This is a genomic window from Nocardia sp. NBC_01329, from assembly GCF_035956715.1.
Lineage (GTDB): Bacteria > Actinomycetota > Actinomycetes > Mycobacteriales > Mycobacteriaceae > Nocardia.
This window is the reverse complement of sequence record NZ_CP108381.1, coordinates 4658943-4681590: the sequence shown is the minus strand read 5'-3', so window position 1 is coordinate 4681590 and position 22648 is coordinate 4658943. Positions and strand designations below refer to the sequence as shown.

At 65.1% G+C, this 22648-nt stretch carries 20 protein-coding genes and 1 rRNA gene; all 21 read left to right on the top strand.

Features of this window, described 5'->3' with window-relative positions; all coding sequences use genetic code 11:
* The first annotated feature begins 76 nt into the window (after nt 1-76).
* The 21 genes from thrC (at nt 77) to OG405_RS21030 (ending at nt 22456) form a co-directional block, all read left to right on the top strand.
* Nucleotides 77-1138, top strand: a complete 1062-nt coding sequence (gene thrC, locus OG405_RS21130; protein WP_327152432.1) for a threonine synthase — start codon at nt 77-79, stop codon at nt 1136-1138.
* A 26-nt stretch (nt 1139-1164) separates the two neighbouring features.
* Nucleotides 1165-2112 (top strand): homoserine kinase, encoded by a 948-nt coding sequence (gene thrB / locus OG405_RS21125; RefSeq protein WP_327148201.1) that lies wholly within the window; start codon nt 1165-1167, stop codon nt 2110-2112.
* A 313-nt stretch (nt 2113-2425) separates the two neighbouring features.
* Nucleotides 2426-4528, top strand: coding sequence for a transcription termination factor Rho (rho, locus tag OG405_RS21120; RefSeq protein ID WP_327148200.1), 2103 nt, complete (start codon nt 2426-2428; stop codon nt 4526-4528).
* A 479-nt stretch (nt 4529-5007) separates the two neighbouring features.
* Nucleotides 5008-5235 carry a 50S ribosomal protein L31 gene (rpmE, locus tag OG405_RS21115; RefSeq protein ID WP_327148199.1) on the top strand — a complete coding sequence of 76 codons (228 nt, stop codon included), beginning with the start codon at nt 5008-5010 and terminating at the stop codon, nt 5233-5235.
* A gap of 207 nt (nt 5236-5442) precedes the next feature.
* Complete coding sequence (gene prfA / locus OG405_RS21110) at nt 5443-6519, top strand: peptide chain release factor 1 (protein WP_327148198.1); 1077 nt, start codon at nt 5443-5445, stop codon at nt 6517-6519.
* Nucleotides 6520-6602: 83 nt separating this feature from the next.
* Complete coding sequence (gene prmC, locus OG405_RS21105; RefSeq protein WP_327148197.1) at nt 6603-7478, top strand: peptide chain release factor N(5)-glutamine methyltransferase; 876 nt, start codon at nt 6603-6605, stop codon at nt 7476-7478.
* A 215-nt stretch (nt 7479-7693) separates the two neighbouring features.
* Nucleotides 7694-8359, top strand: a complete 666-nt coding sequence (locus OG405_RS21100; protein ID WP_327148196.1) for an L-threonylcarbamoyladenylate synthase — start codon at nt 7694-7696, stop codon at nt 8357-8359.
* A 61-nt stretch (nt 8360-8420) separates the two neighbouring features.
* Entirely contained in the window at nt 8421-9587 is a 1167-nt protein-coding gene (locus OG405_RS21095) for an MraY family glycosyltransferase (protein WP_327148195.1), read from the top strand.
* A 10-nt stretch (nt 9588-9597) separates the two neighbouring features.
* Nucleotides 9598-10065 (top strand): hypothetical protein, encoded by a 468-nt coding sequence (locus OG405_RS21090; protein ID WP_327148194.1) that lies wholly within the window; start codon nt 9598-9600, stop codon nt 10063-10065.
* A 395-nt stretch (nt 10066-10460) separates the two neighbouring features.
* Nucleotides 10461-11186 (top strand): F0F1 ATP synthase subunit A, encoded by a 726-nt coding sequence (atpB, locus tag OG405_RS21085; RefSeq protein WP_327148193.1) that lies wholly within the window; start codon nt 10461-10463, stop codon nt 11184-11186.
* A gap of 80 nt (nt 11187-11266) precedes the next feature.
* Entirely contained in the window at nt 11267-11515 is a 249-nt protein-coding gene (locus OG405_RS21080) for an ATP synthase F0 subunit C (protein WP_327148192.1), read from the top strand.
* A gap of 5 nt (nt 11516-11520) precedes the next feature.
* Complete coding sequence (locus OG405_RS21075) at nt 11521-12081, top strand: F0F1 ATP synthase subunit B (protein WP_327148191.1); 561 nt, start codon at nt 11521-11523, stop codon at nt 12079-12081.
* Between the two features lie 19 nt (nt 12082-12100).
* Entirely contained in the window at nt 12101-12910 is an 810-nt protein-coding gene (locus tag OG405_RS21070; RefSeq protein ID WP_327148190.1) for a F0F1 ATP synthase subunit delta, read from the top strand.
* 79 nt (nt 12911-12989) lie between these two features.
* Nucleotides 12990-14627 (top strand): F0F1 ATP synthase subunit alpha, encoded by a 1638-nt coding sequence (gene atpA, locus OG405_RS21065; RefSeq protein WP_327148189.1) that lies wholly within the window; start codon nt 12990-12992, stop codon nt 14625-14627.
* Nucleotides 14628-14688: 61 nt separating this feature from the next.
* A complete protein-coding gene (locus OG405_RS21060) occupies nt 14689-15660 on the top strand; it encodes a F0F1 ATP synthase subunit gamma (RefSeq protein WP_327148188.1) in 972 nt (323 codons plus the stop codon).
* Between the two features lie 97 nt (nt 15661-15757).
* Complete coding sequence (gene atpD / locus OG405_RS21055; protein ID WP_058854882.1) at nt 15758-17206, top strand: F0F1 ATP synthase subunit beta; 1449 nt, start codon at nt 15758-15760, stop codon at nt 17204-17206.
* Nucleotides 17207-17212: 6 nt separating this feature from the next.
* Nucleotides 17213-17593, top strand: coding sequence for a F0F1 ATP synthase subunit epsilon (locus tag OG405_RS21050; protein ID WP_058854881.1), 381 nt, complete (start codon nt 17213-17215; stop codon nt 17591-17593).
* Between the two features lie 260 nt (nt 17594-17853).
* Nucleotides 17854-18276: a DUF2550 domain-containing protein gene (locus OG405_RS21045; RefSeq protein WP_327148187.1), complete on the top strand. Its 423-nt coding sequence runs from the start codon at nt 17854-17856 to the stop codon at nt 18274-18276.
* A 106-nt stretch (nt 18277-18382) separates the two neighbouring features.
* Nucleotides 18383-19015, top strand: a complete 633-nt coding sequence (locus OG405_RS21040; protein ID WP_327148186.1) for a cob(I)yrinic acid a,c-diamide adenosyltransferase — start codon at nt 18383-18385, stop codon at nt 19013-19015.
* Nucleotides 19016-19169: 154 nt separating this feature from the next.
* Entirely contained in the window at nt 19170-20429 is a 1260-nt protein-coding gene (gene murA, locus OG405_RS21035) for a UDP-N-acetylglucosamine 1-carboxyvinyltransferase (RefSeq protein ID WP_327148185.1), read from the top strand.
* A 510-nt stretch (nt 20430-20939) separates the two neighbouring features.
* A 16S ribosomal RNA gene (locus OG405_RS21030) occupies nt 20940-22456 on the top strand.
* The last annotated feature ends 192 nt before the right edge of the window (nt 22457-22648 follow it).

Sequence of the window (22648 nt, the reverse complement as noted above, 5' to 3'; positions counted from 1 at the left end):
ATCGCGCAGCGAGTCCGTGCGGGGCGCAGGCCGGGCGACGGGCGGTGTCACCACCGGTGTCGCCCCGCAGACCGGAGTGCACTCCCGCTGGCCCGGGCTCATCGCGGCCTACCGCGACCGGCTCGCGGGCGCCGCCGACTGGGAACCGGTCACCCTCTTCGAGGGCGGAACTCCGCTGGTCCCCGCACCCCACCTGTCGCAGCTCACCGGTTGCGAGGTCTATCTCAAGGTCGAGGGCGCCAATCCGACGGGTTCGTTCAAGGACCGCGGTATGACCATGGCGATGACCGATGCCAAGTACCGGGGGCAGGAGGCGGTGCTGTGCGCCTCCACCGGTAACACCTCGGCCTCCGCCGCCGCCTACGCGACCCGGGCGGGGATGACCTGCGCCGTGCTCATCCCGCAGGGCAAGATCGCGATGGGCAAACTGGCCCAGGCGGTCATGCTGGGTGCCAAGGTCATCCAGGTCGAGGGCAATTTCGACGACTGCTTGGAACTGGCTCGCAAGGTCACTTCCGACTTCCCGTCCATCGGTCTGGTGAACTCGGTGAACCCCGCCCGGATCGAGGGGCAGAAGACCGCCTCCTTCGAGATCTGCGATGTGCTCGGCCGGGCGCCCGATGTCCACGCGCTGCCGGTGGGTAACGCCGGCAACATCACTGCCTACTGGCGCGGTTACCGCGAGTATCGCGGCGACGGCGTGACCGACTCGCTGCCGCGAATGCTGGGTGTCCAGGCCGCCGGGGCGGCACCGCTGGTCAACGGCGCTCCCGTCAGCCATCCGGAGACCATCGCGACCGCCATCCGGATCGGCGCGCCCGCGTCCTGGAACGGCGCCGTGGCAGCCAAGGAGGAATCCGGTGGTGCGTTCCGCGCAGCCACCGACGAAGAGATCCTGCACGCGTATCGACTGGTCGCGGCCGAAGAGGGTGTTTTCGTGGAACCCGCGTCGGCGGCGAGTGTCGCCGGTGTCCTTGCCGCCCACGCCGAGGGCTGGCTCGAACCCGGACAGACGGTGGTCTGCACGGTGACCGGCAACGGTCTCAAGGACCCTGATACCGCCCTGCTCGGTATGCCCGAGGTGCAGGCGATCGCTGTCGACCCGGTGGCCGTGGCCGCCCGACTCGAGCTGGCCTGACGGTGGAAACCCGAGAGAGCCGGCTCATGTCCCCGACCCTGCCCGCTGGTCTCACCGTCTCGGTCCGGGTCCCCGCGTCCACCGCCAACCTGGGTCCCGGCTTCGATTCCCTGGGGATGGCGCTGGGAATCTACGACGAGATCGAGGTGCGCAGCACCGAATCCGGGCTGAACATCGAAGTGACGGGTGAAGGCGCCGACGAGGTGCCCTGGGGGCCACAGCATCTGGTGGTCCGCGCGATCGAACGGGGGCTGGAAGCGGCCGGGATCTGGGCCGACGGCCTGGACGTGGTGTGCCGGAACGCGATTCCGCATTCCCGGGGGCTGGGATCCTCCGCCTCCGCCGCGGTCGGCGGTCTGGCCGCCGGCTGCGCGCTGGCCGCGCAATTCGATCCGGCCCTGGCCGTCGACTCCGATCAGCTGGTGCAACTCGCCGCGGAATTCGAAGGGCATCCGGATAACGCGGCCGCCAGCGTGCTCGGCGGAATCGTCGTGTCCTGGACCGAAACCGGTCCCGGCCCGGATACCGATATCGGCGCGCCGCAGCGCCTCTATCGGGCGGTTCGGCTGGCCCCGCATCCCACGTTGCGCCCGGTGGTACTGATTCCCGAGGATCGGTCTTCCACCGCGCAGACCCGCGGTCTGCTGCCCGATCTCGTCCCGCACCGTGACGCCGCGTTCAATGTGAGCCGGGCCGCGCTGTCGGTGGTCGCGTTGACCCAGCGCCCGGACCTGTTGCTCCCCGCCACCGCGGACCGGCTGCACCAGACGCAGCGCGCCCCCGCGCTGCCGCTCACCACCACTTGGATCGAGCGTCTGCGGGCTCATGGGATCGCGGCCACGGTCTCCGGCGCCGGACCCACTGTGCTCGCGCTATTGACCAGTGCTTTTCCCGAAGAACTTCGTTCGCTGGCCGCAGCGGACGGCCTCCGGGTCGTCGAGCCGGGGCTTTCCGAGGGCGTCCAGATCAGCTGACGGGCGCGTCCGCCTTGCCGACCTTCGTACTCGCCCGCTATCCTGGGCAAGTCCGTACATCGCGCGCATCAGACGCCGGTGCTTCATCAGGGCAATCGCTCCAGCAGGCTCCAGGCTCGAGCCCTCATGCCATGAGGGTGCCGCGCAGCCGCTCAACTGGAATGATCTCTTCCACCTTTTGCAGCGGTGGCGAAGCACCCGGTCCCGGAGGGGCAGGCGATACGGCTACAAATCCGAGTCCGGCAGCGAGATCGGGCTACGGAACGAACCCCTCGACACAGCACACGGCGATCGAGGGAAGGAAAGGATCTCCGTGACAGATACGGACCTGCTCGCGACACCCGGGGTGGCATCCGACTCCGAACCCTCGGGCAACCGCGAAAGTGACTCCGGACAGATTTCTTCGAAGATGAGCGAAAACACCGACATCGGATCGGGGCTGACTGGAATGTTGTTGCCGCAGTTGCGCGCACTGGCAGGGGAACTCGGAATTCGGGGCACCTCCGGTATGCGCAAGGGTGATCTCATCGCCGCCATCAAGGAAAACCAGGCGGGCAGACCCGCCGCCGCGGAACGCAGCACCCGCGCGAAGTCTGCCAAAGAGCGCAAAACCGCAGACCAGCCTGCCGAGGTCAGGACCGCGGCGCCTGCCGTCGAGGCTGCGCCCGCCGCCGCGTCGGCTCCGGTGGTCGAAGTACCCGCCGCCGATACCGCCGCGAACAAGGATTCGGCGACCACGGACAAGGGCGACAAGGGCAAGAGTAACCAGGCCGCCGCCAACGGCACGGCCGGCGCCAACGGCACCGTAGGCAATGCCGCGGACACCGACTCCGGCGCGAAAACCGAGGGCAGAGCCGACCACAAGTCGTCCGAGGGTGCCGAAGATTCGGGTCGGGATTCCGGCCAGCGTGGCCGGGGTCGCCAGCGTCGTGGCCGCGACCAGCAGGGCAAGAACGGTGAGCCCGCCGGCGAGGACACCAAGCAGGACGGTGCCAAGCAGGATGGTGCCAAGCAGGACGGTAAGGACGGCGAGCAGGGCGAACGCCGTCGTGATCGCAACCAGTCCGGCCAGCAGAACCAGGGCGGCTCCGGTGGTAATCGCGGTGGTGACCGGGGCGGCGACCGCGGTGGAGACCGTGGTGGCGATGACGAAGAAGGTGGCCGCGGTCGCCGCGGTCGTCGGTTCCGTGAACGCCGTCGGGGTCGCGACCGCGACGGCGGCGGCGGCAGTGCCGCCGGTGAAGCGCGCGAGCCCGAGATCCGCGAAGACGATGTGCTCCAGCCGGTCGCGGGCATCCTCGACGTGCTGGACAACTACGCGTTCGTGCGCACTTCCGGCTACCTGGCCGGGCCGAACGATGTCTACGTCTCGATGAACCTCGTGCGCAAGAACGGCCTGCGCCGTGGTGACGCCATCACCGGTGCGGTCCGCGCCCCGCGTGACGGTGAACAGAGCAATCAGCGGCAGAAGTTCGATCCGCTGGTGCGACTGGATACCGTCAACGGCGCCGAAATCGATTCGGCCAAACGCCGCCCCGATTTCAACAAGCTGACCCCGCTGTACCCGAACCAGCGGTTGCGCCTGGAAACCCAGCAGAACAAGCTGACCACCCGCGTGATCGATCTGATCATGCCGATCGGTAAGGGCCAGCGCGCGCTGATCGTGTCTCCGCCGAAGGCCGGCAAGACCACGATCATGCAGGACATCGCCAACGCGATCGCGATCAACAACCCCGAGTGCTACCTCATGGTTGTGCTGGTCGACGAACGTCCCGAAGAGGTCACCGATATGCAGCGTTCGGTGAAGGGTGAGGTCATCGCCTCGACCTTCGACCGGCCGCCGTCCGATCACACCTCGGTCGCCGAACTGGCCATCGAGCGGGCCAAGCGCCTGGTCGAAATGGGCAAGGACGTCGTCGTACTGCTCGACTCCATCACCCGGCTGGGGCGTGCGTACAACAACTCCTCGCCGGCCTCCGGACGCATTCTGTCCGGTGGTGTCGACTCCACCGCGCTGTACCCGCCCAAGCGGTTCCTCGGCGCGGCGCGCAATATCGAGAACGGTGGCTCGCTCACCATCATCGCGACCGCGATGGTGGAGACCGGTTCGACGGGCGACACGGTGATCTTCGAGGAGTTCAAGGGCACGGGTAACGCCGAGCTCAAACTCGACCGCAAGATCGCCGAGCGGCGCGTGTTCCCCGCGGTGGACGTCAACCCGTCCGGTACCCGTAAGGACGAACTGCTGCTCAACCCGGACGAGGCCGCGGTTCTGCACAAACTGCGCCGCGTCCTGACCGGTCTGGACTCGCACCAGGCGATCGACCTGCTGATCGACCGCCTGCGCAAGAGCAAGAACAACCTGGAGTTCCTGATGCAGGTCTCCAAGACCGCGCCGGGCGCGCTGGACGAATGAGAACAAACGGGGTCCGCGGAACACGCGGGCCCCGTTTCTCTTCCCTGGCCGATGAACGTTCTCGGAGCACGCACTGAGCCCAGCTTCACGACATGGCTCGCGTGTTGCCTGCGTTCGGCCGTGTACAGAGCGGCGGCCATCGAGTCCGTTCGGGCGCATATCCCGGACACACCTTCTGTCCACTCCGGATGGTCTGCTTCCGTGGTCGGGGCCCGCCCCGGTTCTGGAGCGACAGAGCGAAGGAGCGCAGCGACTGAGCGCCGGAGTGAAGAACCGGGGTTAATAGGGCCCCGACTCGCCCCGCCGAAGGCGGGGCAATAAATACAGCGTCGGCCGCGTTATAGGTGGCGCGGGTGGTCTGGCATACTGGACCGCCGTGCGTCTGTGATTCACGCAGACAATCCCGCCTGAAGTCGGTTCCGGTTCACGTTCGACGTAATAGTGCGAGCGACCCGGCGACCAATATCGAGAGGACACCCATGAAGGCAGGAATTCACCCGACCTACGTCGACACCACGGTGGTCTGCGGTTGCGGTAATACCTTCCAGACCCGTTCCACCAAGGAATCGGGACATATCACCGTCGAGGTCTGCTCGCAGTGCCATCCGTTCTACACCGGTAAGCAGAAGATTCTGGATACCGGTGGTCGTGTGGCCCGCTTCGAGGCCCGCTACGGCAAGCGTGCCAAGAAGGCCGACGCCGAGTAGCTTTCCCGCCAACGCCCGGTCCTGCCCAGTCGCAGGCCGGGCGTTGTTCTATTGCGGCGCCTGCGGCGCTGCGGGTCGGGGTCTTCGTGACCTCGGTTCTTCACTCCTCCGCTCGGTCGCTGCCCCCTCGCTCCCTCGCTCCAGAACCGGGGCGGGTCCCGATCACGGAGGTTCCCCGTCGGAATCAGTCGCTTGTAGGAGCTTCGCATGGCCGAGAAAACGGCACCGTCCGCGATCGATGATGTGCTGGCCGAATACGCCGGACTGGAAACCCAGTTGGCGGATCCGTCCCTGCACAACGACCCGGACGCCGCGCGGCGGGTGGGGAAGCGGTTCGCCGAACTGGCCCCGGTGATGACCACCTACAAGAAACTCGCCGCCACCCGCGACGACCTCGAAGCCGCCCGGGAACTGGCCGCCGATGACGCGGCATTCGCCGCGGAGGTGCCCGGACTCGAGGTACAGCTCGAAGAACTCGAGAAACAACTCGCCGACCTGCTCGCTCCCCGTGACCCGCACGACGGTGACGATGTAGTGCTGGAGGTGAAATCCGGTGAAGGTGGCGAAGAATCGGCGTTGTTCGCCGCCGATTTGGCACGCATGTACATCCGGTATGCCGAACGCCGCGGCTGGAAGGTCGAGATCCTCGATGCCGCCGTCTCCGATCTCGGCGGCTACAAAGAAGCGACGTTGTCCATCAAGAGCCGTGACGCCGCCCGCGATGGTGTGTGGTCGCGCTTCAAATTCGAAGGCGGGGTCCATCGGGTGCAGCGAGTGCCGGTCACCGAATCCCAGGGCCGCGTGCACACCTCGGCTGCCGGTGTCCTCATCTACCCCGAACCCGATGAAGTCGAGGAGGTGCAGATCGACGAGAGCGATTTGCGCATCGACGTCTATCGCTCCTCGGGTAAAGGCGGCCAGGGTGTCAACACCACCGACTCGGCGGTCCGGATCACCCACCTACCGTCGGGAATTGTCGTCACCTGCCAGAACGAACGCTCCCAGCTCCAGAACAAGGCCCGCGCCATGCAGGTCCTGGCCGCGCGTCTGCAGGCCCTCGCCGAGGAACAAGCGGAACAGGAAGCAGCGGAAGGCCGGGCCGGTCAGATTCGCACGGTCGACCGTTCCGAACGCATCCGTACCTATAACTTCCCGGAGAACCGCATCGCCGACCACCGCATCGGCTACAAAGCGCACAATCTGGAAGCAGTTCTGAACGGTGAGATGGATGCCCTCCTCGACGCCTTGGCGACCGCCGAGCGCGCCGCCCGCATGGCTGAGTAGGCGGCGCCGCAACCGCAGCCCTCGTGGCTCTCTTTCTCGCTCCTCCCGCCCCGCCGGTGCTGTTCGGTAGGCACAATGTGCGAGTGACCCGTGTTCAACTGCGCCCTGTCCTCGCCGAGGCGATCGAAATCCTCGATACGGCCGGTGTGCCCAGTCCCCGGGCGGACGCGGAGCACCTCGCCGCCCACGTGCTGGGCGTCGAGCGTTCGAGATTGCTGCTCAGTCCACTGATCGGGCCGGATCAGCTCGACGAATACCGTGCCCTGGTGGCCCGACGCGCCCGGCGGATCCCGCTGCAGCATCTGACCGGGCGTTCTTTCATGGGTGAGATCGATCTCGTGGTGGGTCCGGGGGTGTTCGTGCCTCGCCCGGAAACCGAGCTGCTCTTCGCGTGGGCACTCGCGCGTCTGGAGGCGGTCCGGCACGACCACACCCCGGTGGTAGTGGACCTGTGTACCGGCTCCGGCGCCCTGGCTCTGGCGCTGGCGCACGCCCGCCCCGACGCCGATGTGCACGCGGTGGAACTGGATTCCGACGCGCTGAGCTGGGCGCGCCGCAACGCCGACCAGCGCGCCGCCGACGGTGACACCCCGATCACCCTGCACCACGACGATGTCACCGACCCGTATCTGCTCACCGAACTCGACGGTTACGCGGATCTCGTCGTCGCCAATCCGCCCTATATCCCCGATGGCGCCGAACTGTCCCCCGAGGTCGTTGACCACGACCCCCATCGCGCCCTGTTCGGCGGCCCCGACGGTCTGGACGTGATCCGCCCGCTCGTGCCGCTGATCGGCCGCCTGCTGCGGCCGGGCGGGGGAGCAGCCATCGAGCACGACGACAGCAACGGTGGCGGAGTAGCCGCCCTGCTGGCGGCGGACGGCCGGTTCACCGAGATCGTCGAACACCCCGACCTGGCCGGAAAACCACGCTTCGTGGCCGCAATACGCATCAGCTGACAGTTTTCCCGGTTCAGGCCTGCTCACCTCGACACGAACCCCATCGCTACGCGCTCCGGACGGTCGGCATTTGTGGTCGGGGCCCGCCCCGGTTCTGGAGCGACGGAGTGGGGGAGCGAAGCGGAGGAGCGTAGGAGTGAAGAACCGGGGTCACGAGGGCCCCGACCCCGCCCCGCCGGAGGCGGGGCCATATCACAGCCCATACCATGGTCGGCGTGAGTACCGTCTACGACTGCGCCGATCCCGACTCGCGCGCCGCCGGCTTGGCCGCGGCGACCAGTGCTCTGAGATCGGGGCGGCTGGTCGTCGTGCCCACGGATACCGTTTACGGTCTGGCGGCCGACGCATTCGATTCGGCGGCTGTCGCAGCATTGCTGGCAGCTAAGGGGCGTGGCCGGGATATGCCGGTTCCGGTGCTGGTCGGTTCGTGGAACACGATCGACGGGCTGGTGTTCTCGGTGCGGCCGCAGGCTCGGGAACTGATCCGGGCATTCTGGCCCGGCGGACTGAGTGTTGTTGTGCAGCAGGCGCCTTCGTTGTCCTGGGATCTCGGTGATGCGCGTGGCACGGTGATGCTGCGGATGCCGTTGCATCCGGTGGCGCTGGAGTTGTTGCAGGAAGTCGGGCCGCTGGCGGTGTCCAGCGCGAATATTTCCGGTCGGCCCGCGGCCGAGAATGTGACGCAGGCGCGTGAACAGCTCACCACTCAGGTCGGTGTGTATCTGGACGGTGGCCCGGCCCAGCACGCCACCGCCTCCACCATTGTCGATCTCACCGCTGACCAACCGCGGATTCTGCGCGCGGGCGCGGTACCGACCGAGGCGGTCGCCGAAGTGCTGGGGGTCGCCCCCGACGACCTGATCGGGTCCGTCGCGCGGTGAACGTACCGGTATCGATGAAGGTGCGGGCGGTACCCCTGGTCGCGGGGCGGTGGTCGGCGCTATGACCGGTTACGGTGCCGTTGTCCCATTGCGCGAGCTGCTGCTGGTGCTGCTGATCTCGGCGGTGGTGACCTATCTGTCCACCGGGGGGATCCGCACGCTGGCGATCGGGTTCGGTGCGGTGGCTATTCCGCGTGATCGTGATGTGCATGTGAAGCCGATTCCCCGGATGGGCGGGGTAGGTATGTATTTCGGCGTGGTGGCCGCCGTATTGTTCGCTCATCAGTTGCCGGCGCTGCGCCGCGGTTTCGACTATCGGCCCGATATCGCCGCGGTGCTGGTGGCGGCGACGATCATTGTCGGGGTCGGCGTCGTGGACGATCGCTGGGGGCTGGATGCGCTCACCAAATTCGCAGGTCAGGTCACCGCTGCTGGGGTGATGGCGGTGATGGGCCTGGGCTGGTATCTGATCTACGACCCGTTCAACAACAGCACCGTCGTGCTCGACGGTCTGCAGGGCGGTCTGGTCACCGTCGCGGTGGCGGTGACGCTGATCAACGCCATGAACTTTGTGGACGGCCTGGACGGGCTGGCTGCCGGGCTGGGTTTGATCGCCTCGTTCGCGGTGTTCGCTTTCGCGGTCGGCCTGCTCACCGAGCAGGGCGGTTCGGTGGACAGTTATCCGCCCGCGCTGCTGGCCGCGGCCATGGCGGGTGCCTGTCTCGGGTTCCTGCCGCACAATTTCTCGCCGGCCCGGATCTTCATGGGCGACTCGGGGTCCATGTTGATCGGGTTGGTGCTGGCGGCCGTATCGACCAGTGCGTCCGGCCGGATCCCGCTGCAGGGGTACGGCCCGCGCGATATCGTCGGCCTGTTGTCGCCGTTGTTGCTGGTCGGTGCGGTGATGTTCATCCCGGTTCTGGATCTGTTGCTGGCGATCGTGCGCCGGGTGCGGGCGGGGGTCAGTTTCTCCACGCCGGACAAGATGCATCTGCACCATCGGCTGTTGCAGATCGGGCATTCGCAGCGCCGGGTCGTGCTGGTGATCTATTTGTGGGTCGGGATCTTGGCGTTCGGTGCGGTGGGCACCTCGGTGATGGATCGCCGAGTGGTGGTGCTGATGATGGCGGCCGGGTTGCTGTTCGCCCTGGTGGTGACAGCTGTTCCGGGTCTTTGGCGCCGGCAGGCGCGGCGGGACGCGGCGGGCACGGTTTCGGAGTCCGGGTAGAGTTCGGCCCGTGTCCACGAGTCCTGCCGGCCCCAGTTCCTCCGACAGTGCCGATGCCCCGTTGCGCGCGGCATTGAGGTACGGGCTGATCGGCCTGGTCGTCCTGACGGTGCTGTCGGTGGCGCTCGCGAGCGCGCTCGCGGGGGTGGCCGGACTGTGGGGTGCGCTGCTGGGGGCCGCGATCGGTGGTGGGTTCATCCTGACCACGGCTGTCGTGGTGCTTCTCGGCGCGAAGCTGCCGCCCAGTACGGCGGGTTTGGTCATGCTGGCCAGCTGGGTCGGGAAGCTGCTGGTCGCGCTGATCGTTGTCGCGATTCTGCAGCGATTCGATTTCTACGACCGGGTGGCTCTTTTCCTGACCGTCGTGGGGGCCCTGGTCATCGTGCTCGGGGCGGAAACTTACGGCGTATTGAGACAGAAGGCGCCCTATGTGACCGTCCCTGAGCAGGGGCGGGACGCGGAGCTCGACCAGGGCTGACCAGGCGCTACGACAATTTGTCGTAGATAACATCGCCCCCGCTACACGTTGTCGTAGTTCTCTTGGTAAAGTCTTGGTAAGCAAGCGACTAAGCCAGGGGCGCCGACCAGGTCCGACCAGCTAACGTTATGCTACTGCCGTGCCGTGCTCGTAAAGGGCTCGGTTCTGCATGTCGACGATGTCGCCGACACACGTACAGACGCCAGCGCGGATCGCCGCTACAGCTGCTGACGACCTCGAGCCGACCTCAGTCGACCCACATTGATCGTCAATGTCCGATCGAACCGCGGGAGCGAGAACTTCCCGCGGCCCGAACACGGGAGAGAACGCTGAGCGTCACCACCTTGGCCGCGGAGTTCCACGCGCCTTCGCTAACCGACTTCTTCCCTCCAGCGGTGCTGTTCGAGGGGACCCCCTTCGAACTCGATCGGCTGATGCTGGTTCGACTGTTGATGACCGCCGTCCTGATCGGCTTCCTGTTCCTGGCATTCCGGTCCCCGCGGATCGTGCCGAAACGGCTGCAGAACATCGGCGAAATGGGCCTGGTCTTCGTCAAAGAGCAGATCTGCGACGAGGTCCTCGGCAAGGAAAGCGGCCGCAAGTTCTTCCCGCTGATCGCGACGATCTTCTTCACCGTTCTGTTCCTGAACTTCTCGGGTGTGATCCCCGGTCTGAACATCTCGTCGAACGCGCGTATCGGCATGCCGCTGGTACTGGCAGCGATCGCGTACATCGCGTTCAACTACGTGGGCATCAAGAAGTACGGCTTCTTCACCTATATGCGCAGCAGCATCGTCGTTCCGAATGTTCCGCCGGTTATGCACGTACTGCTCATTCCGATCGAGTTCATCTCGACCTTCGTCCTGCGCCCGTTCACACTGACCGTCCGACTCATGGCCAATATGCTCGCCGGTCACATCATGCTGGTGCTGTTCTTCAGCGCGACCCAGTTCTTTCTCTTCGACGCGGACAACTGGATGAAGGTGTTCTCGCCCTTCGCGCTGCTGGGCGGGCTCGCATTCACGCTGTTCGAACTGCTGGTCATTTTCCTGCAGGCCTATGTGTTCGCGTTGCTGACCGCCGTGTACATCAGCCTCGCCCAGCACGCCGACGAGCACTGACCGACGACCGGAACAACCGATAAGGACCTGCTGCACCACGCCGTCCGGCGGGTGAGCAACAGAAAGGGAATGGAAGACTCATGAGCCTCTCGTACCTGGCCCAGGAAGCTGCCACCAACGAATCCACGCTGAAGGGCCTCGGCGCTGTCGGCTACGGCCTGGCTGCCATCGGCCCCGGCATCGGCGTCGGTATCGTCGTCGGTAAGGCGATCGAGGGCATTGCCCGCCAGCCCGAACTCTCCGGCCAGATCCGGACCAACATGTTCCTCGGCATCGCGTTCACCGAAGCCTTGGCACTGATCGGTCTCGTCGCCGGCTTCATCTTCTGATTCCGATGAACGAGTTCATTCTGCTCGCAGCGGAAGAGGGAGAGGATGTGAATCCTCTCATCCCCGCGACGTACGACATCGTCTGGTCGGCGGTCTGCGTGGCGATTATCGCCTTCGTGGTCTACAAGTACGCCATTCCGCGCCTCACCAAGGTGTTGGACGAGCGCGCCGACAAGATCGAGGGTGGCATCGAACGGGCCGAGGCCGCGCAGGTCGAAGCCCAGGAGACGCTGCAGCAGTACCAGAAGCAGCTGGCCGATGCCCGGCTGGAGTCCGCGAAGATCCGTGAAGACGCCCGCACCCAGGGCCAGCAGATCCTCGCCCAGATGAAGGCCGATGCCCAGGCCGAGAGCGACCGTATCGTCGCGGCCGGGCACACCCAGCTGGAAGCCCAGCGCCAGCAGATCCTCACCGAGTTGCGAGCCGATGTCGGCCGCACCGCCGTGGAGCTGGCCGAGAAGATCATCGGGCAGTCGGTATCGGACGAGGCCAAACAGGCCGCGACGATCGAGCGATTCCTCGACGAGATCGACCGTTCGGACGCCGGTATCGGGGTCGGAAGGTAACGACGGAGGAGTGAGAACCATGTACGCAGCGAGCCGTGAGGCCAGCTCCCGGTCCAAGGAGGCGCTCCGGGCCGCGCTGACCGGCAGCAACGGTGTTGCGGCCACGACGGGGTCCGAACTGTTCGCCGTTGTCGACGTACTGGACGACCAGCGTCCGCTGCGTGTGGCGCTCGCGGACGTGTCGGTGCCCGGTTCGACCCGCGCCGAACTCAGCGAGCGGATCTTCGGGAGCCGGGTCAGCGCTGCCACACAGGCGGTGCTGACCACTGCGGTCGCCCAGGATTGGTCGCGTCCCCGGGATCTGGTCGACACCCTGGTGCTGCTCGGTCAGCTGGCATATCTGGAATCGGCTTCCGAACAGGACCGGCTGACGGCGGTCGAAGACGAGCTGTTCCGCTTCGGCCGGATCATCGCCGACAGCCCGGAGTTGGATCAGGCCTTGTCCGACCGTGCCACATCGGCCGCGGCCAAACGAGAGCTGCTCGATCGGCTGCTGTCCGGTAAGTCCGAGACCATCACCCAGGCTCTCGCCGAACAGGTGGTGACCAGGCAGCGTTCCGGGATCGGTGTGGCCTTCGACGAACTGTCCGACCTGGCCGCGGCCCGGCGCGAACAGATCGTCGCACACGTCCGGTCGGCGATCGCACTGACCGATACCCAGCGTGAGCGGCTGGCCGGCGCCCTGGGGCGTATCTACAACAAGGCTGTCACAGTGCATGTCGAGGTCGATCCCGAACTGTTGAGCGGGCTCGTCGTGCGCATCGGCGACGATGTGATCGACGGCAGCGCGATCGGCCGGCTGGATCGGCTGCGCCGCTCGCTGACCTAGCGGCCACGGTGCCGGTTCGCCCGGTGCGGCCGCTCCACACCCCGACATTCCACGACCAGAGACCGAGAGCAGGAAGAACATGGCGGAGCTGACGATCTCCTCCGACGAGATCCGTAGCGCGATCGAAAGCTACACCCAGAGCTACACCCCGGAAACCTCCATCGAGGAAGTCGGTGTCGTCACTGATACCAGTGACGGCATCGCGCACGTCAGCGGCCTGCCTTCGGCCATGGCCAACGAACTGCTCGAATTCCCGGGCGGTGTGCTCGGCGTCGCGCTGAACCTCGAGGACCGTGAGATCGGTGCCGTCGTTCTCGGCGAGTACGCCGACCTCGAAGAGGGCCAGCAGGTCCGCCGCACCGGCGACGTGCTCTCGGTCCCGGTCGGTGACAAATTCCTCGGCCGCGTCGTGAACCCACTCGGCCAGCCGATCGACGGTCTGGGCGAGATCGAGGCCGACGACCGTCGCGTCCTCGAACTGCAGGCCGCCACCGTGCTGGAGCGCCAGCCGGTCGAGGAGCCGCTGGCCACCGGTATCACGGCCATCGACGCCCTGACCGCCATCGGCCGCGGTCAGCGTCAGCTGGTCATCGGTGACCGCAAGACCGGTAAGACCGCGGTCTGCATCGACGCCATCCTGAACCAGAAGGCCAACTGGGATTCCGGCGATCCGGCCAAGCAGGTGCGCTGCATCTACGTGGCGATCGGTCAGAAGGGTTCCACCATCGCGGGCGTGAAATCGGCCCTCGAGGAGCACGGCGCGCTGGAGTACACCACCATCGTCGCCGCCCCGGCCTCCGATTCCGCCGGCTTCAAGTGGCTGGCCCCCTACACCGGCTCGGCCATCGGCCAGCACTGGATGTACCAGGGCAAGCATGTCCTGATCGTGTTCGACGACCTGACCAAGCAGGCCGAGGCCTACCGCGCGATCTCGCTGCTGTTGCGCCGCCCGCCGGGCCGCGAGGCCTACCCGGGTGACGTCTTCTACCTGCACTCGCGTCTGCTGGAGCGTTGCGCCAAACTCTCCGATGCGATGGGCGGCGGTTCGATGACCGGCTTGCCGATCATCGAGACCAAGGCCAACGACATCTCGGCCTTCATCCCGACCAACGTCATCTCCATCACCGACGGGCAGGTCTTCCTGGAGTCCGACCTGTTCAACAAGGGCGTCCGCCCGGCGATCAACGTCGGTACCTCGGTGTCCCGTGTCGGTGGCGCCGCGCAGACCAAGGGTATGAAGAAGGTCGCCGGCTCGCTGCGTCTGGAAATGGCGCAGTACCGTGAGCTGGAAGCGTTCTCCGCCTTCGCCTCGGATCTGGATGCCGCGTCGCTGGCCCAGCTCGAGCGGGGTGCCCGCTGGGTGGAACTGCTCAAGCAGGACCAGTACTCGCCGGTCGCCGTCGAGGATCAGATCGTCTCGATCTACCTGGTCGACGGTGGCTACTACGACTCGGTGCCGGTTGGCGATGTCCGCCGGTTCAACGTCGAGCTGCTCGAGGATCTGCACAGCAATGCCGCCGATGCCTTCAAGAGCATCGAGGGCGGCAAAGTGCTCACTGGCGATGCGGCCGATCAGATCAAGACCGCGACCGACAACTTCAAGCAGGGCTTCCTGGCCGCCGACGGCAGTCGCGTGGTGAACGAGCCCGGCGCCGACGAGCTCGGGCACGAAGAGGTCGAGTCGCTGTCGGTCACCCGCAAGCACGTCGAGAAGTAGACCGGGCGAACCATGCGCTGTTTTCCTGTAACGCCGCGAACGAAGGGAGTGTGAACCGCCGATGGCCAACTTGCGCGAGCTGCGCTCCCGTATTCGTGGTATCAACTCGATCAAGAAGATCACCAAGGCCCAAGAGCTGATCGCGACCTCGCGTATCTCCAAGGCCCAGGCCCGGGTGGCGGCCGCAAAGCCGTACTCCGAGGAGATCACCAAGGTGGTCGCGGAGCTGGCGAGTGCGTCGAAGAATCTCTCGCACCCGCTGCTCACCGAACGTCCGAACCCGAAACGTTCCGCTGTCCTGGTGATCACCAGCGACAGCGGTATGTGCGGCGGTTACAACTCCAATGTGCTCAAGCGGGCCGAAGAGCTGATGACCACCCTGCGCGAAGAGGGCAAGGAACCGGTGCTCTACGTCATGGGCAACAAGGGCCTGACGTACTACACCTTCCGTAACCGGCGGCCGGTCGCGTCGTGGACCGGGTTCTCCCAGCAGCCGAGGTACCCCGATGCCTCGGCGGCCTGCAACCACCTGGTGTCCAGCTTCATGGCCGGTTCCGCGGGCGAGGTCCCGGCGCCGGACGGCACGGGTTCGGTAGCGGGTGTGGACGAACTGCATATCGTCTACACCCGGTTCGTGAGCATGTTGACGCAATCCCCGGAGGTTCGCCGGATGGCGCCGATCCAGGTGTCCTTCGTCGACGAGAACTTCGACCTGGGCAAGGACATGCTGTCCGATTCGCCCACCGCCGAGGTGCATGCGCAGTACGAATTCGAGCCCGACGCAGATGTGCTGCTGGCGGCGCTGCTGCCGAAGTACCTCAATACGCGTATCTACGCATCGTTGCTCGAGGCAGCGGCATCCGAGTCGGCGGCTCGGCGCACCGCAATGAAGGCGGCCACCGATAACGCCAACGATCTGGCGAGTTCCCTGTCCCGGCAGGCCAACTCGGTGCGGCAGGCCAACATCACGCAGGAAATCAGCGAAATCGTCGGCGGCGTGAATGCCCTGGCGGCCAGCTCGGAACGCGACTGATAGCGGTATGAGCGATGGACCCGGAGGCGGCAGCGCAGTGTAACCACGCAGGGTCCCGCGAATACCGCAAATTACTCAGCAGGAAGAGAAACCAGAAATGACCGCAGCTGTTACTCGAGAAGACTCGAGCCGGACCGGCGCCGCCACGGGCCGTGTGGTCCGGGTCATCGGCCCTGTCGTAGACATCGAATTCCCGCGGGGTTCCATCCCGGCACTGTTCAACGCGCTGAGCGCCGATATCGCCCTGAAGTCGGTGGCCAAGACACTGACCCTCGAGGTCGCCCAGCACCTCGGTGACAACATCGTGCGCACCATCTCGATGCAGCCCACCGACGGCCTGGTCCGCGGCGCCGAGGTCCGTGACTCCGGTAAGCCGATCTCCGTGCCTGTCGGCGATGTCGTCAAGGGCCACGTGTTCAACGCCCTCGGCGACTGCCTCGACACCCCCGGCCTCGGCCGGGACGGCGAGCAGTGGGGAATCCACCGCAAGCCGCCGAGCTTCGATCAGCTCGAGGGCAAGACCGAGCTGCTGGAAACCGGCATCAAGGTCATCGACCTGCTGACCCCGTACGTGAAGGGCGGCAAGATCGGTCTGTTCGGTGGTGCCGGTGTCGGCAAGACCGTGCTGATCCAGGAGATGATCACCCGTATCGCACGGGAGTTCTCCGGTACCTCGGTGTTCGCCGGCGTCGGTGAGCGCACTCGTGAGGGCACCGACCTGCACCTGGAAATGGAAGAGATGGGTGTCCTGCAGGACACCGCCCTCGTCTTCGGCCAGATGGACGAGCCGCCGGGCACCCGTATGCGTGTCGCGCTCTCGGCCCTGACCATGGCCGAGTACTTCCGCGATGTGCAGCACCAGGACGTGCTGCTGTTCATCGACAACATCTTCCGATTCACCCAGGCGGGTTCCGAGGTCTCGACTCTGCTGGGCCGGATGCCCTCGGCCGTCGGTTACCAGCCGACCCTGGCCGACGAGATGGGTGAGCTCCAGGAGCGCATCACCTCGACCCGCGGCCGGTCGATCACGTCGCTGCAGGCGATCTACGTGCCCGCCGACGACTACACCGACCCGGCTCCGGCGACCACCTTCGCCCACCTGGACGCGACCACCGAGCTCTCCCGCCCGATTTCGCAGAAGGGTATCTACCCGGCCGTCGATCCGCTGACCTCGACCTCTCGTATCCTCGAGGCCTCGATCGTCGGTGACCGGCACTTCGCGGTGGCCAACGAGGTGAAGCGGATCCTGCAGAAGTACAAGGAACTGCAGGACATCATCGCCATCCTCGGTATGGACGAGCTCTCCGAAGAGGACAAGGTCCTAGTCGGCCGCGCCCGGCGTCTGGAGAAGTTCCTCGGCCAGAACTTCATCGTGGCCGAGAAGTTCACCGGTCAGGTGGGCTCGGTCGTGCCGCTGGAGCAGACCATCGACGACTTCGACCGGGTCTGCAAGGGCGAATTCGACCACTTCCCGGAGCAGGCGTTCAACAGCTGCGGTGGTCTCGACGATGTCGAGGCGGCCGCGAAGAAGATCGCCGGAAAGTAGCCCTCCATGGCGGATATGTCAGTTGATCTCGTCGCGGTCGAGCGGCGGCTCTGGTCGGGTCGGGCGAGTTTCGTCAGCGCCCAGACCACTGAGGGACAGATCGGCATCATGCCCGGTCACGAGCCCCTCCTCGGCCAGTTGGTCGAGGGCGGCACCGTGACCATCGTCGATACCGACGGCACCCGGATCGTGGCCGCGGTACACGGTGGCTTCTTCTCGGTCACCGCCGATACGGTGCGCGTATTGGCGGAGTCCGCCGAGTTCTCCACCGAGGTCGATATCGCGGCCGCGCGTCAGGTGCTCTCGGACGGTTCGGCCTCCGCAGAGGCCCAGCTGGCCGCGCAGGGCCGGGTCCGCGCGGTGGAGCAGGCCGAATCGGCGTCCTGACCTCCTTCGAGAGCACAACAGAATCATCTCGGCTCCGGCCGGCGACGAACCTTCGTCGCCGGCCGGAGCCGTTTCGCCCGGGGCTGGTTCACCCGGACGCTGCCGTCGGCTGCCGCCGGGATCGATGACGTCGCATTTTCCGAGACATCCCCGTGCAATTTGTAAACTGGTTCGTGGTTGAATGGCGGCGGGTGCATCTGCCGGTCCGATCCGGTGATCGCCTCGGATGAGCGAAGGGATGTGCAGCATTGCAGACCGGGATGGCGTTTCTGATCATTCTGGTGCTCATGCTGGTCGCATTGGCTCTGGTTTCCAGTTATCGCCTGGTCATGTTGCGGCGCGGCGGCACCGCGGCCATTCTGCGTGTGCTCCCGGCTCGCGGCGGGGAACGCTGGCGTCACGGCGTCATCCGCTACGACGAGGATCACCTCGTCTTCTACAAACTCACCAGCCTCAAGATCGGCGCCGATTCGGTGATACACCGCCGCGGTATCGAGATCGGCGATCGCCGCGGACCGCAGGGTGACGAGTACGACATCATGACCGAGGGGATCGCGGTCATCGGAGTGTCCGATCGCAACGGCGAATACGAATTGGCTCTCGACCGGGCGGCGCTGACCGCGTTCTTGTCCTGGGTCGAGTCGCGCCCCTCGGAGCGGGCTCGCCGGCTGCGCGGCCACTGAGACCGTCCGTCTTCCCGTGCGGCGTTGCGGTGCCGGCGTGATTCCGGCGCAAATGCGCATCCGCCGAACCACCGCCCGGTCCGCACCAGCGTTTAGGGTGGGTCCTGTGAGCGTGCACTTGACGCGGATCTACACCCGCACCGGCGACGATGGGACCACCGGTCTCAGTGATTTCTCCCGGGTGCCGAAAACCGATCCGCGGCTGGTCGCCTACGCGGATTGCGACGAGGCCAATGCCGCCCTCGGAGTCGCGATCGCCCTGGGCGGCCCGGACCCGGAACTGACAGCCGTCCTGCGTGGGGTCCAGAACGATCTGTTCGACGCAGGCGCGGATCTGTCGACTCCGGTGGTGGAGAATCCGAAGTACCCGCCGCTGCGGATCACGGCGGGCTATATCGAACGCCTCGAACAGTGGTGTGACCGGTTCAATGCCGGACTGGCACCACTGAATTCGTTCATCCTGCCCGGCGGGACCCCACTCGCCGCACTCCTGCACACGGCGCGCACGATTGTCCGGCGTGCCGAACGATCTGCGTGGGCGGCAGTCGAGGTCTATCCGGAGGACACCAGTGCCTTACCGGCCAAGTACCTCAACAGGCTGTCTGATCTGTTGTTCATCCTCAGCCGGTACACCAATCCGGAGGGCGATGTGCTCTGGCAGCCCGGCGGTGACCGGGTGGCGGGGGCCGGTGCACCGGCTTCGGACGAACCCGGCGCCGGTACTCCGTCCGAAAGCTGACGGATTCTGTCCCGACGGTGGAAACTGCTCCTGGTGATCGGGTCGTGGAGCTGCCGCGCGCGGCGGTTCGGCGTTGTCTCGACCGGCGGCGGGATGCGATCGCGGGCGCTCTATCCTTGCACTCACTGGTGCGCCGAATACTCGGAGAGGCGGCATGGAACGGTTTTTGGTAACTGGCGGCAATCGGCTGGTCGGTGAGGTCTCGGTCGGAGGCGCCAAGAACAGCGTCCTGAAGCTGATGGCCGCTGCTCTGCTCACCGAAGGCACGACCACCATCACGAACTGCCCGGACATTCTCGATGTGCCGCTGATGGCAGAGGTACTGCGCGGTCTCGGTTGTGATGTCACGATCACCGGCGATGTGGTCACCATCGACACCCCGCCCGAACCCAAGTATCACGCGGATTTCCCGGCGGTGACGCAGTTCCGGGCCTCGGTCTGTGTACTCGGCCCGTTGATGGCCCGATGCAAGCGCGCGGTGGTGGCCCTGCCCGGTGGCGACGCCATCGGTTCCCGGCCCCTGGATATGCATCAGGCCGGGCTACGGCTGCTCGGCGCCACCAGCGAGATCGAGCACGGATGCGTGGTCGCCCGGGCCGACGAGCTGCAGGGCGCGCGGATCCGCCTGGACTTCCCGTCGGTCGGCGCGACCGAGAACATCCTCATGGCCGCGGTGCTGGCGCAGGGGGAGACAGTCATCGACAACGCCGCCCGCGAGCCCGACATCGTCGATCTGTGCACCATGCTCACCCAGATGGGTGCCCGCATCCGTGGTGCGGGCACCTCGGTGCTCACCATTCACGGTGTGAAACGGCTGTCGCCGATCACGCACCGGGTGATCGGCGACCGGATCGTCGCCGCGACCTGGGGTATCGCCGCCGCCATGACCATGGGTGACGTGCGGGTGACGGGGGTCAACCCCCAGCATCTGGCCTTGGTTCTGGACAAACTGCGCTCGGCCGGCGCGCGGATCTCGTTCGAACCGGAGGGCTTCCGGGTGGTGCAGCCCGATCGCCCGCGCGCGGTGAACTTCTCCACCTTGCCGTTCCCCGGTTTCCCGACGGATCTGCAGCCGATGGCGATCGGCCTCGCGGCGATCGCGGACGGTACCTCGATGATCACCGAGAACGTCTTCGAAGCACGCTTCCGCTTCGTGGAGGAGATGATCCGGCTCGGCGCCGATGCGCGGACAGATGGTCATCATGCGGTGGTCCGCGGTATTCCCCGTCTCTCCAGTGCTCCGGTCTGGTCCTCGGATATCCGGGCCGGTGCCGGTCTGGTGCTGGCGGGCCTTGTCGCCGACGGGGTCACCGAAGTACACGACGTTTTCCATATCGACCGCGGGTATCCGGACTTCGTAGAGAAACTCCAGGCGCTCGGAGCCGACGTGAAACGGGTAGGAGCGGGGACATGACCGTCCCCAGCGGCCCCGGTTCGGAAACGGTCTCGGAAACAGTCGCCGAAAAGTCGCCCTGACCAGGCGATTTGACATTGAATTAGATGCCACGTAACTTTATCCAAGTCAGAGCGACACGGACACCGACCCGGGGCCCGGAGCAAGGCGGAAACGCCGAGCCGGAGGGACCAGGGAAACGAGGTAGGACGATGAGCGCCTGGCTATCACACTGGTTCGGCCGGGACACCGATTTGCAATCGGGAAAACGGATGAGCTAAGCTTGAGAAGTTGCCTCACAGATCGAACGGCTTAAAAGCCGCGAGAAAGTGTGTGCGTGTGTTCTTTGAGAACTCAATAGTGTGTTGATGAATGTCAGTGCCAAATATTTAATTTGGTTTCGGTTCTTCATACCCCCGTGTGGAGGCCGAACATTTAAGTCAGCTAAATTCCAGCTGGCGATTTGTTTTGCTAGGTTTTCGGACTCTAGTTTGTACTTTTGATTGCGCCTTCGGGTGTGATTGTGAGTCTTCAACGGAGAGTTTGATCCTGGCTCAGGACGAACGCTGGCGGCGTGCTTAACACATGCAAGTCGAGCGGTAAGGCCCTTCGGGGTACACGAGCGGCGAACGGGTGAGTAACACGTGGGTGATCTGCCTTGCACTCTGGGATAAGCCTGGGAAACTGGGTCTAATACCGGATATGACTCCCAGTTGCATGACTGGGAGTGGAAAGATTTATCGGTGCAAGATGAGCCCGCGGCCTATCAGCTTGTTGGTGGGGTAATGGCCTACCAAGGCGACGACGGGTAGCCGGCCTGAGAGGGCGACCGGCCACACTGGGACTGAGACACGGCCCAGACTCCTACGGGAGGCAGCAGTGGGGAATATTGCACAATGGGCGGAAGCCTGATGCAGCGACGCCGCGTGAGGGATGACGGCCTTCGGGTTGTAAACCTCTTTCGACTCCGACGAAGCGAAAGTGACGGTAGGAGTATAAGAAGCACCGGCCAACTACGTGCCAGCAGCCGCGGTAATACGTAGGGTGCGAGCGTTGTCCGGAATTACTGGGCGTAAAGAGCTTGTAGGCGGTCTGTCACGTCATCTGTGAAAACTTGAGGCTCAACCTTAAGCTTGCAGGCGATACGGGCAGACTAGAGTACTTCAGGGGAGACTGGAATTCCTGGTGTAGCGGTGAAATGCGCAGATATCAGGAGGAACACCGGTGGCGAAGGCGGGTCTCTGGGAAGTAACTGACGCTGAGAAGCGAAAGCATGGGTAGCGAACAGGATTAGATACCCTGGTAGTCCATGCCGTAAACGGTGGGTACTAGGTGTGGGTTTCCTTCCACGGGATCCGTGCCGTAGCTAACGCATTAAGTACCCCGCCTGGGGAGTACGGCCGCAAGGCTAAAACTCAAAGGAATTGACGGGGGCCCGCACAAGCGGCGGAGCATGTGGATTAATTCGATGCAACGCGAAGAACCTTACCTGGGTTTGACATACACCGGAAACCTGCAGAGATGTAGGCCCCCTTGTGGTCGGTGTACAGGTGGTGCATGGCTGTCGTCAGCTCGTGTCGTGAGATGTTGGGTTAAGTCCCGCAACGAGCGCAACCCTTATCTTATGTTGCCAGCGCGTAATGGCGGGGACTCGTGAGAGACTGCCGGGGTCAACTCGGAGGAAGGTGGGGACGACGTCAAGTCATCATGCCCCTTATGTCCAGGGCTTCACACATGCTACAATGGCCGGTACAGAGGGCTGCGATACCGTGAGGTGGAGCGAATCCCTTAAAGCCGGTCTCAGTTCGGATCGGGGTCTGCAACTCGACCCCGTGAAGTTGGAGTCGCTAGTAATCGCAGATCAGCAACGCTGCGGTGAATACGTTCCCGGGCCTTGTACACACCGCCCGTCACGTCATGAAAGTCGGTAACACCCGAAGCCGGTGGCCTAACCCTTGTGGAGGGAGCCGTCGAAGGTGGGATCGGCGATTGGGACGAAGTCGTAACAAGGTAGCCGTACCGGAAGGTGCGGCTGGATCACCTCCTTTCTAAGGAGCATTTCTCCAGGACGGCTCACAGAGGTGAGTGTGTTCCTGGCAGAGGCCATTTCGGAAGCGAATGTTTTCCGATGGTTGCTCATGGGTGGAACGCTGACAACTTCTATCATGTATGGCTGAGGCTCTGTTCTCGGTTGTGGTGGATATATCAACACACTGTTGGGTCCTGAAAGAACAGACGTT

Excerpts from the sequence above, each read along its gene's own strand:
- OG405_RS21060 (WP_327148188.1), top strand. The coding sequence starts at position 14,689 with ATGGCCAACTTGCGCGAGCTGCGCTCCCGTATTCGTGGTATCAACTCG.
- OG405_RS21050 (WP_058854881.1), top strand. The coding sequence starts at position 17,213 with ATGGCGGATATGTCAGTTGATCTCGTCGCGGTCGAGCGGCGGCTCTGG.
- prfA (WP_327148198.1), top strand. The coding sequence starts at position 5,443 with ATGGCCGAGAAAACGGCACCGTCCGCGATCGATGATGTGCTGGCCGAA.
- thrB (WP_327148201.1), top strand. The coding sequence starts at position 1,165 with ATGTCCCCGACCCTGCCCGCTGGTCTCACCGTCTCGGTCCGGGTCCCC.
- OG405_RS21045 (WP_327148187.1), top strand. The coding sequence starts at position 17,854 with ATGGCGTTTCTGATCATTCTGGTGCTCATGCTGGTCGCATTGGCTCTG.
- OG405_RS21080 (WP_327148192.1), top strand. The coding sequence starts at position 11,267 with ATGAGCCTCTCGTACCTGGCCCAGGAAGCTGCCACCAACGAATCCACG.
- atpA (WP_327148189.1), top strand. The coding sequence starts at position 12,990 with ATGGCGGAGCTGACGATCTCCTCCGACGAGATCCGTAGCGCGATCGAA.
- rpmE (WP_327148199.1), top strand. The coding sequence starts at position 5,008 with ATGAAGGCAGGAATTCACCCGACCTACGTCGACACCACGGTGGTCTGC.
- OG405_RS21095 (WP_327148195.1), top strand. The coding sequence starts at position 8,421 with ATGACCGGTTACGGTGCCGTTGTCCCATTGCGCGAGCTGCTGCTGGTG.
- murA (WP_327148185.1), top strand. The coding sequence starts at position 19,170 with ATGGAACGGTTTTTGGTAACTGGCGGCAATCGGCTGGTCGGTGAGGTC.
- OG405_RS21070 (WP_327148190.1), top strand. The coding sequence starts at position 12,101 with ATGTACGCAGCGAGCCGTGAGGCCAGCTCCCGGTCCAAGGAGGCGCTC.
- atpD (WP_058854882.1), top strand. The coding sequence starts at position 15,758 with ATGACCGCAGCTGTTACTCGAGAAGACTCGAGCCGGACCGGCGCCGCC.
- OG405_RS21075 (WP_327148191.1), top strand. The coding sequence starts at position 11,521 with ATGAACGAGTTCATTCTGCTCGCAGCGGAAGAGGGAGAGGATGTGAAT.